This window comes from Undibacterium sp. Ji83W, assembly GCF_049340385.1.
Lineage (GTDB): Bacteria > Pseudomonadota > Gammaproteobacteria > Burkholderiales > Burkholderiaceae_D > Undibacterium.
Genome location: NZ_JBMPOZ010000017.1, coordinates 125,869 through 141,437 on the forward strand (window position 1 = coordinate 125,869; position 15,569 = coordinate 141,437).

The window sequence follows — 15,569 nt, forward strand, 5'->3', positions numbered from 1 at the left end:
AACATCCATCTCTTCAACATCTCTATCATCTCCTGCATGAGCAAATCCATACTGATCATCGAAGATGAAGTCAGCATCGCCGACACCCTGGCCTATGCCCTGAAGACAGACGGCTTTATCCCGCAACACCTGAGCCTGGGCCAGGAAGCGCTGGAGTTCTTGCGCACAACTGCCACGCCACCCGCCCTGATCGTGCTCGACATCGGCTTGCCCGATATCAGCGGCTTTGATGTCTGCCGCCAGTTGCGCCAGTTCTCGGATACGCCAGTGCTGTTCTTGACGGCGCGCAATGATGAGATAGACCGCATCGTCGGTCTTGAAATCGGCGCTGACGATTATGTCAGCAAACCCTTTTCACCACGTGAAGTGGTAGCCCGCATACGTGCGATTTTGCGGCGTCAGCAAGGCAAGGTGCAAACTGCAGCAGATGCCACCGTGCCGCGTTTTGAATTGAAGCCGCAAGAAGCGCGCATACTCGCCCATGGTCAGACATTGAACCTGACGCGTTATGAATACCTGTTGCTTAAAACGCTGATGGAAAGCCCCGGTCATTTATTTTCCCGTGCACAGCTCATGGAAATCGTCTGGACCAACGCACCCGATACGCTGGACCGCACCGTCGATGCCCACGTCAAATGCCTGCGTGCCAAACTGCGCCAGGCAAGACTCACCAGCACAGGCGCAACTGATGATGCCGAAGCCACAGACGAGGGCATCATCACCCACCGCGGCATGGGTTATAGCTGGTCACCTGCATGAAGATAGGCCTGCGCATACTGCTGGGTTATTTTTTGATACTGGGATTAAGCGCCTGGCTGATCCTGAATGTAGTGGTCGAAGAAATCAAACCCGGTGTGCGCGCCACGCTGGAAGACACCCTCATCGACACTGCACAAATGCTGGCCACCCTGGTGGCAGAAGACGTGGCAGCAGGCAAGGTGGCCGACAGTGACTTGATGAAGCGCCTGCAAAACTATGCGCAACGCAGCATCGATGCCAACATCAGCGGCATACGCAAGACCAGCCTGGATTACCGCATCTATATCACCGACATCAAAGGCATCGTCATCTTTGACAGCGATGGCAAGGACGTAGGCAAAGACTATTCACTCTGGAATGATGTCAACCGCACCCTGCAGGGCAAATACGGTGCGCGCAGCACCCGCAGCAAGGCCGCAGATGAAGGCAGCAGTGTCATGCATGTGGCTGCCCCCATCCTCGATCATGGCCGCATCATAGGCTCGCTGACGGTGGCCAAACCCATCTCCACCATCAACCCGTTTATCTGGCGCAGCCAGCGCAAGATACTGCAACGCAGCGCCTGGTTGTGGCTGGGTTCGCTCTTGATAGGCCTGGGTTTTTCATGGTGGCTGAACCGCACTTTGCGCAAACTGCAAACCTATGCCGCCAGCGTAGAAAATGGCGAAAAAACCAGTTTGCCTGAACTGGGCAATAATGAAATCGGCAGCCTGGGCCGCGCCCTCGAAGCCATGCGCGACAAGCTCGAAGGCAAGCAATATGTAGAACAACTCATGCACACCATGGCGCATGAATTGAAGAGCCCTATCGCTTCGATACAAGGCTCAGCCGAACTCATGCGCGAAGACATGCCCGCCGCTGACAGGCAGCATTTTTTGAATAATATCCTCGAACAAAATTCCCGCCAGCGACAGCTCATCGATAAATTGCTGGCCCTTGTCAAGCTGGAAAAGCAGCAGAGCCTAAGTCACGTGCAAATCGTCAACATCCCACGCCTGCTGGCACTGGTGGCTGAAGATGCACAACCCAGATTATTAGCCAAATCCCTGCACTTGCAGCAAGACATGGGCGCCGCCATCATCAGCATCAGCGGCGATGAATTACTGTTACGCCAGGCCCTGGGCAATTTGCTCGACAATGCCATTGCCTTTGCCCCTGTTGGCAGCACGATAAAAATACAATCCAGCCTGATCAACAAGGCAGACAATACGCCATCCCTGCAAATCAGCATCAGCGACCAGGGGCCGGGCATACCCGACTATGCCCTGGATAAAATCTTCGACCGCTTCTATTCCCTGCCCCGGCCAGATGCAGCCAAAAGCACAGGTCTGGGTTTGCCATTTGTGCGTGAAGTGGCGCTGTTGCATGGAGGGAGTATTAGCGTGGTAAATGAGGCTAGCGGTGGAGTGCGGGCTATGTTGTGCTTGGGGGTGTAGTTTTAGTTTTGATTCATGCTGTTTAGCATTGACTAAAATTTGAGGGGCCTACACACTCCGTAGGTTGGGCTACGCTTCATCAGCCCAACACTGGGCCTCAGCAAACACGTATACGTTATTTAAACGCCGAGTGTTGGGCTGATAAGGCGTAGCCCAACCTACGAGGATAAGAGAAAATGCCCATCCGCCCGCCTGAATTTGATGACTTAATAGAAAAATTAAAACCAACTCTAGTAAACCGGCCTGCAATAATTATCGCTATTACTGGACAATTGGGTCATGGTAAAACTACATTTGGTCGATTCTTAGCTTGGTACTTTAATGCATCATTAATAGAGACCGATTTCTATCTTATTCCTTTTGAAGGTATCAACATAGACACTTCAAAAATATCACCTTTGATAGATAAACGTCTCAACAATGCTCAGCCTATAATTGTTGAAGGCTACGGAATACTTGAAGCACTTTCAAACTTAAGAAGATCCCCAAACATAATTATCCACGTACAACAAGAAGAGGACATTCCATTAAGTCCGTTTCATGACCCTAAAGAATGGGGCTTTGAACAAGTACCCAGGTACATATTACGTACAACACACTAATCAATAAAATCCCCCCACTTCACACAAACCGCATCATCCCCACACATTACTTTTTTACATTACAAGCTACACCATTACCGGAGCCTGTCATGCAAAGAAGTCTGTTATTCAAAATCGTTATCGTTGGCCTGCTGGCTATCCTGCTGTATGTGCCACTGACGATGATACAAGCCACCATCTGGGAACGCATGCGTTACCGTGATGAAGCGGTGCGCAGTATCACGGCGGATTCTGTCAGTGAACAGGTCATCGTCGGGCCGGTGCTGGTTGTTCCCTACACTGAGACCTGGGAAGAGGAATTTGTTGACACCACTAACAAGTCCACGCGCCGCCAGTTGTCTGCCAATAAAAAGCATTACATCTACCCCAATGAGATGCAGATCATGGGCAATATCGATACTGACCAGCGTTATCGCGGTATCCATAAAGTGCTGGTGTATACCGGGCACCATAAAATAACGGGGGACTTCATGCTGCCTGAGCTATCGAACATGGTGCAGAAGGACAATGCCAAGGCCATCATCACTCTGGCAGAAACACCTTATATTGCCATGGGCCTGAGTGATACCCGCGGCCTGCAAAATTTCCCTAAACTCACATGGAATGAACAAACCATAGAATTCAAGCAAGGCAGCAAACTCAGTTCTTTCCAGCGCGGTATCCATGCAGGGCTGGATAGCGTTAATCTCGCCAGTGCAAGGCAAGTCAAATTCAAGATAGACCTGGATCTTGATGGCATAGAAAAACTCAGCTTTGCGCCACTGGCAAAAAATAACCAGGTAACGCTGGCATCGAACTGGCCGCATGTGCAATACGGTGGCCGCTTCCTGCCATCAACAAAAGGCAGGGTTAATACTGACAAGAGTGCCAGTGCGAACTGGAATATCTCTTCCCTGTCCAGCAATGCGCAGCAACAAATGACGCGACTTGAAAATGCCGGGAACGCAGTCAAAGTGGCAAGTGGAGCCAGCCAGGGTGAAGATGGGGGTCTGGCATCATCTGCCGCTTCATCTGCCTCGCCTATCGATATCTTCAGTGTTTCTTACATCGAACCCGTCAACATCTATTCGCAGGCTGACCGTGCCGTCAAATATGGTTTGATGTTTGTCGCCCTGACCTTTGCTGCCTTCTTTTTGTTTGAGGTCTTGAAGCAGTTACCTATCCACCCGGTGCAATACACTCTGGTTGGTCTGGCGTTGGTGATTTTCTTTTTACTGCTGGTCAGCCTGTCAGAAAAAATCAGCTTCGTACTTGCTTACCTGATTGCCAGTGCCGCCTGTATTTTACTGATCGGCATCTATCTGGCGAATGTGCTGCGCGACCGGAAGCGTGGTTTTGGATTTGGCTGCGCGCTGACGGTGTTGTACGGCATTTTGTTTGGTTTATTAAGTTCAGAAAACAATGCCATGATGATGGGTAGTTTGCTGTTGTTCGCTGTCCTCTCAGGCATCATGATTGCCACCCGCAAAGTGGACTGGTATAAGCTGGGCAAGCCTGCCACGGATGCTGCCTACGATCACGCATGATGAGCAAAATCAGGTAAATGCGTAACAGCCAGAACCTTGCCCGCCGCACGTTTGCAGGCAGCATGTGCAAGGTTCTGGTTTTTCATGCATGGTCTATCGTTAGCCCGGCATTGATCTTTGTCAGGCTGCGCATCAGGGTTTCGGAATAATGCAGGCCCGCACCTGAGGTGGCATAGATCAACCTGAGCAAGATGAAATATTCACCATCGCAAAAATCGGTCACAGCAGGTAATTTGTATTTGATCTGTTCAATAAAGCCCAGCAACTGGGCTTCTTCTGCCAGCCATGTTGGCAAATTTGCCTCTGTCTCTGCATCGGCTGCATTTTCCACCAGGCCCGTGCACCATTGCCTGGGGCCGCCATGAGGGCCAGAACTTGCTGGCTGTTCTGCGCCTGCCAGACTGATCGTCACCTGCGCATCTTCGCCCCAGCGTTTGAGCGTCTTCCTGTTATTGCTGATGCGGGATACGGCACCGTCCAGCCCTTTGTCATCCGCTGCCAGGGCAAACCTGTCGGCATCAAATTCTTCACCGCCCACTTCGATATAAAAACGCAGTAATTTCATTCTTGCCCCCGTGTTCAGGATTTGAAAATGCGATGCCATGGCAATTCACTTGGCTGCGGGATAAACCCGTCAAGCCATCCTTATTCTAGTCGCGATTGAAATTTTTGCAATTTTTATCACCATGAGACGCCCGGCCCGCTGCTTAACGAGCCGGGGCCGGTAGCCTCTCAAAATAAGACTACCGGCTTTTGCTCTGGAGTCCAGGATTAAAAAAGCAGCTCCTCAGTCTTGAGCAAACTAGCAAACAGACCATTCAAGGTCATATTGTGATGCGCAATGATGGTGCTGGCGGGCAGCAAGGCTGTGTCATTGCAGCTATGCGCGTCTTCCACCAGAATGACTTTGAAGCCCAGTTCGCTGGCAGCGCGGCAATTGGTATCGATACAGTACTGGGTTTTCAGGCCAGCGATGATAAGCTCCTGTATGCCTTTTGTGCGCAATTGCTGCAATAAATCCGTGCCCTCAAAACAGCTGGGCCTGGTTTTTTCAAATACGGTATCCCTTTCCATATCTATCTTCAGCCCAGGCATGAATTGCCAGTTGGCGCTGCCAGCTTCTATCGGTGAACCTTGCTGGCCAGTGTGGCGCACGGCAAATACCGGCACACCGGCAGCATGAGCTTTGGCCAGCAGGGTATTGATATTGGCCAGCACCTGCTCTGCAGCATGGATGGTCCCACTCTGCAACAGGCCTACCTGCACATCAATGACCAACAGGGCCGGGCTTGCATACGATTGTTGTTCCATTTTCCAGATTCCTTTTGCATTTCTGCATGGATAAATTGCCAGCGAACAGGCAAGAAAAAACCCCGCTCATTGCTGGCGGGGTTTGCTATATCAGGTAAATTTTTAATTACCCGTGATGACTCTATCAAGCCAGGCGCTAGCCTACCCCGCCACTACCATTGGTAGTCGTGGTGACGGTAAAGACTGTCGTGGTGGTCAGTTGAAATGTCATGCAAAGAGTGTAGTTTCTCAATATGAGATAGTCAAGCCTCAGGTAAATCTCATTTCTTCAGGAACTGCGGATAAGCATTGATCTTCGCCTGCAAACGCTGCGCCAGGCCAAAATCGGCTGTCAGCAATTCATCATGGATGAGTTGTGCTTCATCGCGATAAGAGAGAATTTTCTCGTTGCCCCAGTAATGCGGCGGGTGATATAGATTGGTGATACGGTCAGCCATCTTGACCATCCAGATTTCTGCCGGTTGTTGGCGGATGCGGTCGAGGCTGTCACGCATCTGCTCTGCCTTGGTCGGCAGGCTGGTATTCTTGGAGAGTGCCTGCACACCATCGGCCACGGCCTGGCCAAATTCCTGCTTCAATAATTCGTAGCTGGCACTGGTATCTTCTATGGTGTCATGCAATAAGGCACATTGCACCGCCAGCGCGCCATCAGCAGTGGTATTCGATTGCAATGCCCAGATCACTTCCATGGCAACGCTGGCGATGTGGTTGATGTATTCCACCTTCTCACCTTCTACCTTGCCACCGTAGGTTTGCCCGCTATGCTGGCGCGATGAAAACGACCAGGCTTTTTCGTAGATATCGGGGGTCCAGTTATTCATTTGCATTCCTTTCACAGGTCAACGCCTTATACCAGTTTTCAACGCCAACTGGCTTCACGCTACCTGATTGAACTGCTGATTTGTCAAAATTGGAAGAAGAGCCAGTCAAGAACAAGAACGCCATACCTGGCATCAAGCTCAACATATAAGCCACGGAACGGGCTAAGGAGGTATAAATCAGCCCGGTTCTGTTCCGTGCTGCCAAACGTATTTTACTACGATCTTGATGCTGAAAATTTACAGGATGACAAAATCCAGTATAAAAATCCCGCATTGTGGCAAACATGCTGCTTGCTGCAAATTTAATCAGGCCCTGGGCTAGGCAAGCAAGCATCCGCTCATTAGAATGGCCGACCTTTCCAGACATGCCAGGAAATAGAATCAACGCGAAGGAGATTCCATCAATGGAAGACTATAGTGGCAGCTATCTCAAGTGTAGCGGGTGTTTTTACACGGTTGGCTTTCAAGATTTCAATTGCTCTCACACATACACTCGCAACACGACCAATCAACAAGCATTTTCACAGGCAAACTATCCTAGATGTGAGATCACAGGTCTGCCCCACTATTGCGATCCAAACACAATGGTGATGCTCGCCTCACCTTGTTGGTGCCTGCACTGCAATAGACCAACTTTAATTGAACGCATACCGGACATAGGCCAATACATGAAAGCTGCTGCCTTGCGCAGATTACCAGAGCAAGAGAGACATAACGCTGCAAGTGACTACCTGCTTTATCTTGAAGATGAAAATTTCCTTGAGCACTATCAATGGCGAATGACACGTACAGCACCGCCAAAGTGCATCCGTTGCGGTAACAGCGCCTACATACTGATTGATGAACAAAAACGCGATACAGGCATCACACATGAATACTGCTGGAACAGCCCCATTGAATGCATACCTCCGCATATTTGTTCTGCAGAGTATCGATCACAGATAAACTGCTATCACGCTTTGACAGGCGAGCTCAATTGGCTGCACATACATGAAAGAGCAGTCATTTCCTGTATGACTGATGACCCGTGCAAAATTGATTTGCGTAAAGCAGCATACGCTATCGTACGCTATAAGGAAAAAGAGGCCTTTGATATTCTTGAGACACTCGCAAAAGAAAACAGAATCCCTGCCATGACTGCTCTGGGTACTCTTTACCTGTTTGGTATTGGTGTTGAGGCAGATGGCGAGCTGGCTATCCACTATCTCAGCAAGGCACTCAAGGTTGGAGATGGTCTGGCGGCGATGAACTTGAGCCGACTGTATTGGGCAGGCATGGCTGGCATTAAAGCGGATGAAGAAAAGACCAGATCTTATATGAAAACGGCAAGGGAGATGGGGATCTATATCCGCTAGAGATTATTTACCTTTTGTCACTTCACGGCTTTTTCTAGCTCGGACTTAATCATGAAAACGTATCTTTAAATGCACGGACAAATCTGAGGAAGCACAGATGGAAGACTATTGTGGCAGCAATTTGAAGTGTACCGGGTGTAGTACAGTTTTTTTCTTTGAAGACTCATATCGCTATCACCGGTACATCAGCAGTAACACGAATCATCAGGCATTTGCCCAAATCAACAATCCCCAGTGTGAAGTCACAGGTCTGCCGCATTTTTTTGATGGCAGCGCGATCACGTTACTGACTTCACCCTGCTGGTGTCTGCAATGTGACACAACAACTTTAGTCGAGCGTATCCCTGAGATAAATCATTACATGAAGGCTGCCGCTGTACGCAAGATGCCAGAGAAAAAAAATGGCATCTCTGACAGATTACTTAATCTGGACGACCAAAGTTTTCTGGCACATTATCAATGGCGTATGGCCCGCACTTCGCCACCAAAGTGTTTACGGTGTGGCCATAGTAATTACGTACTGATTGATGAAAAGAAAAGCCTTACCGGCATCACCCACGAGTCTTGCTGGAACAGTCCTATTGTGTGCATGTTTCCACCATTCATCTCGGCAATGACAAACGCGCCTGTATATTGTTATCACGCCTTATCAGGCGAACTGAACTGGCTGCATCTACATGAAAGAGCTGTTTTTTCCTGCATGACAGATCATCCATGCCAGGCCGATTTGCGTGAAGCCGGATATGCAATCATCAGGAAAAATTATGCGTCAGCGATGGACATCTTGCAGTCTCTTGCCAGGGATGGCATACCTGCAGCAATAACAGGTTTGGGAGCACTCTACCAAACTGGCACGGGTGTCGAACCGGATGGCAGCATGGCACTCCATTACCTGAGCAAAGCACTGGAAGCAGGAGACGGTGTTGCCGCAGCCAATCTGGCCATGCTATATCGTTTTGGTTCGGCAGGTATAGAAAAGGACGAAGAAACTTCATGGTCATATGCCCGCACCGCCAGAAAAATGGACATATTCTTATGTTAGCTTTTAGCAGCCGATAAGCCACTCCATCCTTTCACATCGCCACCCACCTGGTGCGACGTCGACGGTCGCGGAACATGTGGATGGCAGAATGCACCATGCCTTCGGGGCTGCCGCTTTCCTGGTATTGCTGGCGCAGGTACTGGGCATCGTTGCCGGTGCGTGCCACTTCGCTTAAATGCGTCAGTGCGGCCACCGCATCGAGGCTTTCTGCATGGGGTTTGAGCTTGTTCAGGGTGGCCAGTATGTCTTCACGCAAGACGGTGCTCTCATAGGTCTTGGGGTGCACGGTGACACCATCAAAGCCGAAACGGCAAGCCTGGAAACGGTTGTAGTTATACACGAGGTAATCATCTTCTGCCGGTGGTGGCTCGCGCCTTTCCAGCAGATAGGCACACAGGACTTGCAGGTAGGCGGCCAGGGCTGCGGCTCTTTCTACATTCAATGGCGTATCGCAGACGCGCAATTCTATGGTGCCGTATTCTGGCTTGGGGCGGATGTCCCAGTAAAAATCTTTCATGCTTTTGACGACGCCGGTTTTTTCCATTTTGCTGAAATAGTCGTGAGAAAACTCATCCCAGTTCAACACGAAGGGGGCGCGTCCTGACAGGGGGAAGGCATACACAGAATTCAAGCGGGCAGAATTGAACAAGGTGTCACCACCCTGGACATAAGGTGAGGAAGCAGACAGGGCGATAAAGTGCGGGACATAGCGGTTCAGTGCATGCAGCAGGAACATGGCGTCGTCACCGGATGTGCAACCTATGTGTACATGCTGGCCAAAGATGGTGAACTGTTTGGCCAGGTAACCATACAGGGCAGAAACTTCGACAAAGCGTGGCTTGGAAAATATCTTGCGGTCCGTCCATTTCTGGAAAGGGTGGGTACCACCACCGCATATGCCGATATTGAGGATATCGGCAGCCCGCACGAGAGTGTCGCGGATCTCGGTCAGTTGCCCCAATACACCGGTATACCTGGTTTGTACGTCGGTGCAGATTTCTATCATGCTCTGGGTAATTTCCGGTGTCACATTACCGGGGAAAGGCCGCTTCGCCAGCAGGTGCAAAAGGTCGGGGCTGGCAGCGGTGAGATCAAAGTCAGACAGGTTGACGAGTTGCAGTTCCAGCTCTACGCCCATGGAGAGGGCATTAGACTGCGTGAAGTCTCCGAGTGGCATGTTATTGCTCCATTTCTTCCGGGGTTTCTTTGGCGGCAAACAAGGCCAGATGGGTCAGGATGGGGCCGGCAATTTCCAGTATCAATGTCATGGCAACCAGGGCAAACCACTCATTGCCCATGGCCATGCCCAGCTTGGCAGGCTGCTCAAGATTCAAAATCAGGAAGACGGATACTGGTGCCAGGCCCAGGCCACTGAGCATGCCCTTGCGCATGGATATGCCACTGACTGGTGCCAGCAGCGTAGTGATGATGATCTTGCTGCCCAGGCGCATGACAAGCAGCAGGCTACCCAGCATGGCACCTGCCAGTACCTGCGTCCAGGCCAGCGTGGATGCTGCAAAGACAAATAGCACTACCGCCAGCAATTCACCAAGAACACCAAAGTTTCTTTGCGTGCGGCCAAGGCTGATGCGCCTGTGCCTGGCAATCAGGCCAAAACTCAGGGTCGCCAATATCGGTGACAAACCGCTGGCATGGGTGAGAGCCACCAGCACGATGACAGCAAAAGCAAAACCCAGCGTTGCATCTTGTGCCTGCCGGCCACGCCAGCGCAATACCGTAGGCAGCAAGATGCCAAAAATGGTACCTGCCAATACAGAAGCGCAAGCCACCAGCATGACATGCAGGCTTTGGGCAGAGGCTTCCAGGATATCACCAGGGCCTTGCATGACTCCATACACCAGGATAAGTTTGAATACAAATACTGCCAGCACAGAATTGATGGCCGTCAAGTGCAGGATGCGCTCGCTGACCTGGCCGGAGCTACGCTGCTCATTAATCACACGTAATACGGCAGCAGGTGAAGATGACATCGCCAGTGCTGCCAGCAACAGCGACATCAACTGCGTACTGCCATACCATAAGGCCACACAATACACGGCAGCAAAGGTGGCACCCGCTTCCAGCAGACCCGTCACGGTAACCCATGGGTTAAGACTTAGCCAGCGCAAATTGATGCGGTAAGCAAACTCAAACAACATCAAGCCAAAGGCAATATTCGCCAGCAGCACCAGACTATGGTTGTCCAGCGGCGACAGATAATCAGGGAACAGGTTCACCAGCACAAACCCGGTCAGTGCATACACACTGATACGCGGCAGGTGCAAGACACGATTGAGAACATCACCCAGCAGCCATGCCAGCGCAAGTACGCAGGGCCAGGCCATCTGGCTGATATTGATGGAAAATTCAGTCATGCTGTCTCCCTGCCGGACCAGGCTGTTCTTTTAGATTTAGAATCGGGTTTCTCTGGCAGCCCGCAAAAAGCTGTCCAGTATGGGCGTGCAATCAAGCAGATCGCTCTGCCCTGTCAAATGAAATTCAGGATGCCATTGCAGGCCTACCACGAATTTGGCTTTTTGGTAGCGTATTGCTTCGACGATATTATCTACGGGTGAAATTGCCTCTACCTTGATATCCCTGCCCAGGTTCTTGATGGATTGATGGTGGATGGAATTAACTTTGGCAAGCACACCTGGCGGGAACAATTGTGCCAGTGAAGATTGCGGCGTGAATTGCAATTCATGGCCATGCTGGTCATACAGATCATTCACGTGGGCGATGGCACCGGGTACTTCAGTGACGATATCCTGATACAGGCTGCCACCAAAAGCCACATTCAATAACTGGCAACCACGGCAGATGCCCAGCAGCGGTTTATCGGCTTCGATGAATTCATGTAACAGCTCCAGCTCATACATATCGCGGGTGCGGTCACCATTCCATTCAGGGCGGGTGGATTGCTGTGAATAACTCTCAGGCGCAACGTCAGCACCACCTTGCAGAACCAGGCCATCCAGATGCCTGGCGTAATCGCGCAAGCGTATATTGCTGGGCCGTATCAAGCCATTGGTATTGACTGAGGGGATCATGAACACCATCACATCACGCGCCATGACCCATTGCGCGATTGATTCTTCCAGATATTGCAAGGTCTTGCTGGACAAGCCTTTGGCACCAGTTTGTGGATGAAATATGCGGGCAGACACACCTATCTTCAGTGTGCGCTGGGTGATGCCTTTAGCAGTACGCATCGAGGTTGCCCGCAAACGCGCGGTAATGACGCGTAGCATCGTGCGCCAGGGTGATTCATCGGCCAGGTAAGACGCTTGTCTTTCGGCTTGATCCTTGGCCGCAGATTGGGCAATAGTTTCTGTTTGAGTCACTGCAATGGCAGATTGCGGTGTAGCTGGCGGCGTGATGGCTTGCGTGATGGCTTGCGTGATGGCTTGCGTAAAAGGCCGTGGGGTCGGCTGTGGAGCGGGCTGTGGGACGGGCTGCGTGCTTGTCTGTGCAGTCAATGGTGCATCCGGTAGCGTATCCGGCGCAATATAGACAGGCAAGCTTGTTGGTACAGGAGGCCGCACTAGCTCTGTTTTTTGGGCGTCTTGGGGTGCTTGATCATTTTTTTCATCCGGCATGGTATCTATCCATCGCTGATAAGCTGAAAACCAAGTTTGTGTTTATTTGCATCCTCATGCCGATAGCAAATCACATGAAACAGAACACAATGTCATATCAGAGACAGATATGGAAACTTCCCTGAATTTACTATTATCGGCCTGCACAAATCGCGCAAAATGCGCGTCGCTATGGTCTACGCGCATACCTTTAAGACATACTATACTGCTGGCGAGCCTGGGTCTGTCAGATAACGCCTACTTGGGGCTCATTTACCAGACTTGACATGCAAGTCTGGTTTTTTCAGTATAGTTCAAATCTGTTGTTTTGAAATGTAAGGACAGCAGCAGGTAGCATGCTGCTTTTTATCTGGATCTGACATGGCTAAACGACTCAAAAGCGTCGTGCAATCATGCTCTGGTATCACAACAAGAACATCAATGCCGCAACCACCGTCGGTGGCAAAGCGCCCAACAGCAAACCCAGCGCGCCAATCGATTCATCATTAAAACCACGCTTCAATAAAGCCACGCCCGCAGGATTTGGGGCATTGGCGATGACGGTGAGGCCGCCACCGGCAACAGCACCCGCAACCAGCAGATATTTGGCTTGTTCGCTCAGACCGGCAATCAGCGAACCCAGATAAGTCAGTGCTGCATTATCGGTAATGGCGGTCAGGCCCAGGGCGGCAAAAAACAGGGTATGCGGTTTCAGGCTGGCTACGATGGGTTGCAACCACCATTGCTGCATGCCCCCCAGCACCACCAGACCAGCGAGAAAAAAACCGACCAGCAAGCCTTCTTTTAAAATCAAGGGGCCTTGATAGCGTTCATACGCCTGGGTATAACCCATGAAGAACAGGAACAGTCCCAGGAAAAATACAGGATGATGCGCGAACAAAACTACGCCTGCCAGAAAGGCCAGATGGATCAGGCTGACGATCAGCGGCACAGGCGTAGCTGCTGCGATTGCTTCCGTATTTTCTGCAGTGATATGCTTACGCAAAAGCAGTGTGATGACGGTGGCGTTGAACAACACAGCAACTGCAGCTTTCAAACCAAAAGTCGCCAGCATGAAAGCACTGTCCCATTGCCAGGCAGTAGTGACCATCAGCACAGGTGGCGCAGCGTAAGAAGTAAGAGTACCGCCGATAGACACGTTCACAAACAGCACACCGAGCGCAGCGTACTTCAGCCACTCTGGCATGCCTTGGCGGAAAATTCTTGGTGCCAGCATCAAGGCAGCCAGTGTCATGGCTGCCGGCTCAGTAATCAACGAGCCCAGCAAGGGCACTACCGCCAGGCCAAACCAGACCATCGCCATTGCATCAGGCACAGGCGTGAAACGCGCCAGCACTTTGAGCACACGGCCTACAATCTCCAGCACCGGGCGCGATGCGGCCACCACCATGACGACAAAGACGAACAGGGGCTCGGTATATTGACGCGACTCGGCGTAAGCTATTGCTGCATCACCGCCTGACACCAGCGCCATGACGACGATGAGCACAAAAGCCCAGAAGCCAAATACGACTTCCACTTCACCCAGGAGATGAAACAGGCCCGCATGCCTGGCATGCCGGTGCGCCAGCACTTCAAAAAACTTGGCGCTGAAAGTGTGTAACAGGGCCAGGCCAAAGATCACTGCGCCCAGGGTTTCCATTAAGCTCATCACGTTCATTCCTGCATAAATACGGATACATATCTTACACGAGCGTGAGCGTGCTTACGAGCTAAACCGGAGTAACAAAGACCGATAAAAACCTTGCCATTTTGCATTGGGCAAGGTTCAAGATCGCTACATTTTGCAACTCACCAATACCGAGGTGTACAGCGATCTACAGCGCCTTCACATCCCGGCAAATCTGCGCATTGCCATGGCCTGCAGAATACTATCCTTGATACAGCCGACCAGAGCACACAAGATAAATGCATCAGACATACCCAGTTTATATTCAGCCCAGTTCCTGGTCATGATCAAGAACAGCGCCAGGAAAAAGAATACGATGCCTGTCCACTGCGCCCTGACGTTAAGCCTCATCGCCACTGCGTTTGATTTTTTGTACTCTTCAAAAACAACATAGGCTTCAAGCATGATAAAGGCCGCGAGCGGAACCCAAAAGCTCCACATCGGTGCACCATCGCGGATACCATGCATCATAAAAAATAAAAACACTGAGACGTTGGCCAAGAGCGCAACATACACAGCCATTTTGCTGGTTTCAAAAATGCTCTTTTTTTCTGTAGTCATTTGCTTGTTCCTTACAGTATTCAATCAGCCAAACTTGTTATTACAGACAACAAGCATATCTGGAACACCAATTGTTTCCGCCAGATGTCTATAAAAAATTGACTGTTCAAGCCAGCTTCAAACCCGCCACATCTTCTTTCACAACTGCCGCCCTCACCTCAACAACAGCCCCTTCCGCCAGCGACACCACCCGCTCAGCCGCATTGATGGTCTCCGGCCTGTGTGCCACCATGATGCGCGTCAGTTGCAAATTGCCCAGCGCCTGATTGACCTTGTGTTCATTGCTCACATCCAGATGACTGGTCGCTTCATCGAGTGCCAATACCTTGGGTTGTTTGTACAAGGCCCTGGCCAATAACACACGCTGCTTTTGTCCGCCCGACAGGCTGCTGCCCATATCACCCACCAGGGTTTGATAACCCATGGGCATCTTGCTGATTTCTTCGTGAATGGCTGCCAGCTTCGCACATTCTTCTACCCTCTGTTGATCACAATGACTGTCGAAGAAGGCGATGTTGTCCATGATGGAACCAGCCAGCAAGACATCTTCCTGCATGACCGTGCCCACCAGCTGGCGGTAAGTCTTGACGCCCAGCTGGGTGATGGGAATATCATCGATCAGCACTTCACCTTCTGTTGGTTTCAATAAGCCCAGAATGATTTTGCACAAAGTCGTTTTGCCACAACCGCTAGGGCCAACCAGGGCAATGCTTTGGCCTGCGGGTATGGTCAGGTTGATGTCCTTGAGTACCCAGGGTTCCCCCTCGGCATAGCGGAACTTGATATTCTTGAGAGTAATGACAGCTTTAATGCGCGAGATATCAGTTTCGATGGCAGTTTCTGCCTCAGCCTCTTCCAGCACGATATCTGCCAGCCTTTCGCTATGCA

16 protein-coding genes are annotated in these 15,569 nt (G+C 50.9%); 6 read left to right on the forward strand and 10 right to left on the reverse strand.

Going from position 1 to position 15,569, the window contains the following annotated elements:
- The first annotated feature begins 36 nt into the window (after positions 1-36).
- From creB to creD, 4 genes are all read left to right on the forward strand, one after another.
- On the forward strand, positions 37-759 hold the full coding sequence (creB, locus tag ACO0LD_RS23310) for a two-component system response regulator CreB (RefSeq protein WP_423010563.1): 723 nt from the start codon (positions 37-39) through the stop codon (positions 757-759).
- The gene (gene creC / locus ACO0LD_RS23315) at positions 756-2,195 is read left to right on the forward strand and encodes a two-component system sensor histidine kinase CreC (RefSeq protein WP_423010564.1); all 1,440 of its coding nucleotides are present in this window, start codon (positions 756-758) and stop codon (positions 2,193-2,195) included. The genes creB and creC overlap by 4 nt, the downstream gene beginning before the upstream one ends.
- A 176-nt stretch (positions 2,196-2,371) precedes the next feature.
- Positions 2,372-2,797, forward strand: coding sequence for a hypothetical protein (locus tag ACO0LD_RS23320; protein ID WP_423010565.1), 426 nt, complete (start codon positions 2,372-2,374; stop codon positions 2,795-2,797).
- A gap of 89 nt (positions 2,798-2,886) precedes the next feature.
- A complete protein-coding gene (creD, locus tag ACO0LD_RS23325) occupies positions 2,887-4,323 on the forward strand; it encodes a cell envelope integrity protein CreD (protein WP_423010566.1) in 1,437 nt (478 codons plus the stop codon).
- Positions 4,324-4,405: 82 nt separating this feature from the next.
- Here creD and ACO0LD_RS23330 read toward each other — a convergent pair whose 3' ends face one another.
- The 4 genes from ACO0LD_RS23330 to ACO0LD_RS23345 all read right to left on the reverse strand — a co-directional run bounded on the left by ACO0LD_RS23330 (position 4,406) and on the right by ACO0LD_RS23345 (position 6,822).
- A complete protein-coding gene (locus ACO0LD_RS23330; protein WP_423010567.1) occupies positions 4,406-4,888 on the reverse strand; it encodes a hypothetical protein in 483 nt (160 codons plus the stop codon).
- Between the two features lie 206 nt (positions 4,889-5,094).
- Positions 5,095-5,634: a cysteine hydrolase family protein gene (locus ACO0LD_RS23335; RefSeq protein ID WP_423010568.1), complete on the reverse strand. Its 540-nt coding sequence runs from the start codon at positions 5,632-5,634 to the stop codon at positions 5,095-5,097.
- 260 nt (positions 5,635-5,894) lie between these two features.
- Positions 5,895-6,455: an HD domain-containing protein gene (locus ACO0LD_RS23340; protein WP_423010569.1), complete on the reverse strand. Its 561-nt coding sequence runs from the start codon at positions 6,453-6,455 to the stop codon at positions 5,895-5,897.
- Positions 6,448-6,822 carry a hypothetical protein gene (locus tag ACO0LD_RS23345; RefSeq protein WP_423010570.1) on the reverse strand — a complete coding sequence of 125 codons (375 nt, stop codon included), beginning with the start codon at positions 6,820-6,822 and terminating at the stop codon, positions 6,448-6,450. The genes ACO0LD_RS23340 and ACO0LD_RS23345 overlap by 8 nt, the downstream gene beginning before the upstream one ends.
- 301 nt (positions 6,823-7,123) lie before the next feature.
- Here ACO0LD_RS23345 and ACO0LD_RS23350 point away from each other — a divergent pair, with 301 nt between their 5' ends.
- Positions 7,124-7,810: a tetratricopeptide repeat protein gene (locus ACO0LD_RS23350; RefSeq protein ID WP_423010571.1), complete on the forward strand. Its 687-nt coding sequence runs from the start codon at positions 7,124-7,126 to the stop codon at positions 7,808-7,810.
- Between the two features lie 700 nt (positions 7,811-8,510).
- Positions 8,511-8,852, forward strand: coding sequence for a tetratricopeptide repeat protein (locus ACO0LD_RS23355; RefSeq protein WP_423010572.1), 342 nt, complete (start codon positions 8,511-8,513; stop codon positions 8,850-8,852).
- A gap of 31 nt (positions 8,853-8,883) precedes the next feature.
- On the opposite strand, the gene ACO0LD_RS23360 is transcribed toward ACO0LD_RS23355, so the two are convergent.
- The 6 genes from ACO0LD_RS23360 to ACO0LD_RS23385 all read right to left on the reverse strand — a co-directional run.
- The gene (locus ACO0LD_RS23360; RefSeq protein ID WP_423010573.1) at positions 8,884-10,029 is read right to left on the reverse strand and encodes a YbdK family carboxylate-amine ligase; all 1,146 of its coding nucleotides are present in this window, start codon (positions 10,027-10,029) and stop codon (positions 8,884-8,886) included.
- Position 10,030: 1 nt separating this feature from the next.
- Positions 10,031-11,227: a cation:proton antiporter gene (locus tag ACO0LD_RS23365; protein ID WP_423010574.1), complete on the reverse strand. Its 1,197-nt coding sequence runs from the start codon at positions 11,225-11,227 to the stop codon at positions 10,031-10,033.
- Positions 11,228-11,263: 36 nt separating this feature from the next.
- Positions 11,264-12,451: a gamma-glutamyl-gamma-aminobutyrate hydrolase family protein gene (locus tag ACO0LD_RS23370; RefSeq protein WP_423010575.1), complete on the reverse strand. Its 1,188-nt coding sequence runs from the start codon at positions 12,449-12,451 to the stop codon at positions 11,264-11,266.
- A 403-nt stretch (positions 12,452-12,854) separates the two neighbouring features.
- Positions 12,855-14,102: a putative Na+/H+ antiporter gene (locus ACO0LD_RS23375; protein WP_423010576.1), complete on the reverse strand. Its 1,248-nt coding sequence runs from the start codon at positions 14,100-14,102 to the stop codon at positions 12,855-12,857.
- 177 nt (positions 14,103-14,279) lie between these two features.
- Entirely contained in the window at positions 14,280-14,681 is a 402-nt protein-coding gene (locus ACO0LD_RS23380; RefSeq protein ID WP_423010577.1) for a hypothetical protein, read from the reverse strand.
- Positions 14,682-14,787: 106 nt separating this feature from the next.
- On the reverse strand, positions 14,788-15,569 hold a 782-nt coding region (locus tag ACO0LD_RS23385), incomplete at its 5' end, for an ATP-binding cassette domain-containing protein (protein WP_423010578.1).

What these genes read in the sequence shown, in the direction of transcription:
- creB (WP_423010563.1), top strand. Translation starts at nt 37, where the DNA reads ATGAGCAAATCCATACTGATCATCGAAGATGAAGTCAGCATCGCCGAC.
- creC (WP_423010564.1), top strand. Translation starts at nt 756, where the DNA reads ATGAAGATAGGCCTGCGCATACTGCTGGGTTATTTTTTGATACTGGGA.
- ACO0LD_RS23320 (WP_423010565.1), top strand. Translation starts at nt 2,372, where the DNA reads ATGCCCATCCGCCCGCCTGAATTTGATGACTTAATAGAAAAATTAAAA.
- creD (WP_423010566.1), top strand. Translation starts at nt 2,887, where the DNA reads ATGCAAAGAAGTCTGTTATTCAAAATCGTTATCGTTGGCCTGCTGGCT.
- ACO0LD_RS23330 (WP_423010567.1), bottom strand. Translation starts at nt 4,888, where the DNA reads ATGAAATTACTGCGTTTTTATATCGAAGTGGGCGGTGAAGAATTTGAT.
- ACO0LD_RS23335 (WP_423010568.1), bottom strand. Translation starts at nt 5,634, where the DNA reads ATGGAACAACAATCGTATGCAAGCCCGGCCCTGTTGGTCATTGATGTG.
- ACO0LD_RS23340 (WP_423010569.1), bottom strand. Translation starts at nt 6,455, where the DNA reads ATGAATAACTGGACCCCCGATATCTACGAAAAAGCCTGGTCGTTTTCA.
- ACO0LD_RS23345 (WP_423010570.1), bottom strand. Translation starts at nt 6,822, where the DNA reads ATGTCTGGAAAGGTCGGCCATTCTAATGAGCGGATGCTTGCTTGCCTA.
- ACO0LD_RS23350 (WP_423010571.1), top strand. Translation starts at nt 7,124, where the DNA reads ATGAAAGCTGCTGCCTTGCGCAGATTACCAGAGCAAGAGAGACATAAC.
- ACO0LD_RS23355 (WP_423010572.1), top strand. Translation starts at nt 8,511, where the DNA reads ATGACAGATCATCCATGCCAGGCCGATTTGCGTGAAGCCGGATATGCA.
- ACO0LD_RS23360 (WP_423010573.1), bottom strand. Translation starts at nt 10,029, where the DNA reads ATGCCACTCGGAGACTTCACGCAGTCTAATGCCCTCTCCATGGGCGTA.
- ACO0LD_RS23365 (WP_423010574.1), bottom strand. Translation starts at nt 11,227, where the DNA reads ATGACTGAATTTTCCATCAATATCAGCCAGATGGCCTGGCCCTGCGTA.
- ACO0LD_RS23370 (WP_423010575.1), bottom strand. Translation starts at nt 12,451, where the DNA reads ATGCCGGATGAAAAAAATGATCAAGCACCCCAAGACGCCCAAAAAACA.
- ACO0LD_RS23375 (WP_423010576.1), bottom strand. Translation starts at nt 14,102, where the DNA reads ATGAGCTTAATGGAAACCCTGGGCGCAGTGATCTTTGGCCTGGCCCTG.
- ACO0LD_RS23380 (WP_423010577.1), bottom strand. Translation starts at nt 14,681, where the DNA reads ATGACTACAGAAAAAAAGAGCATTTTTGAAACCAGCAAAATGGCTGTG.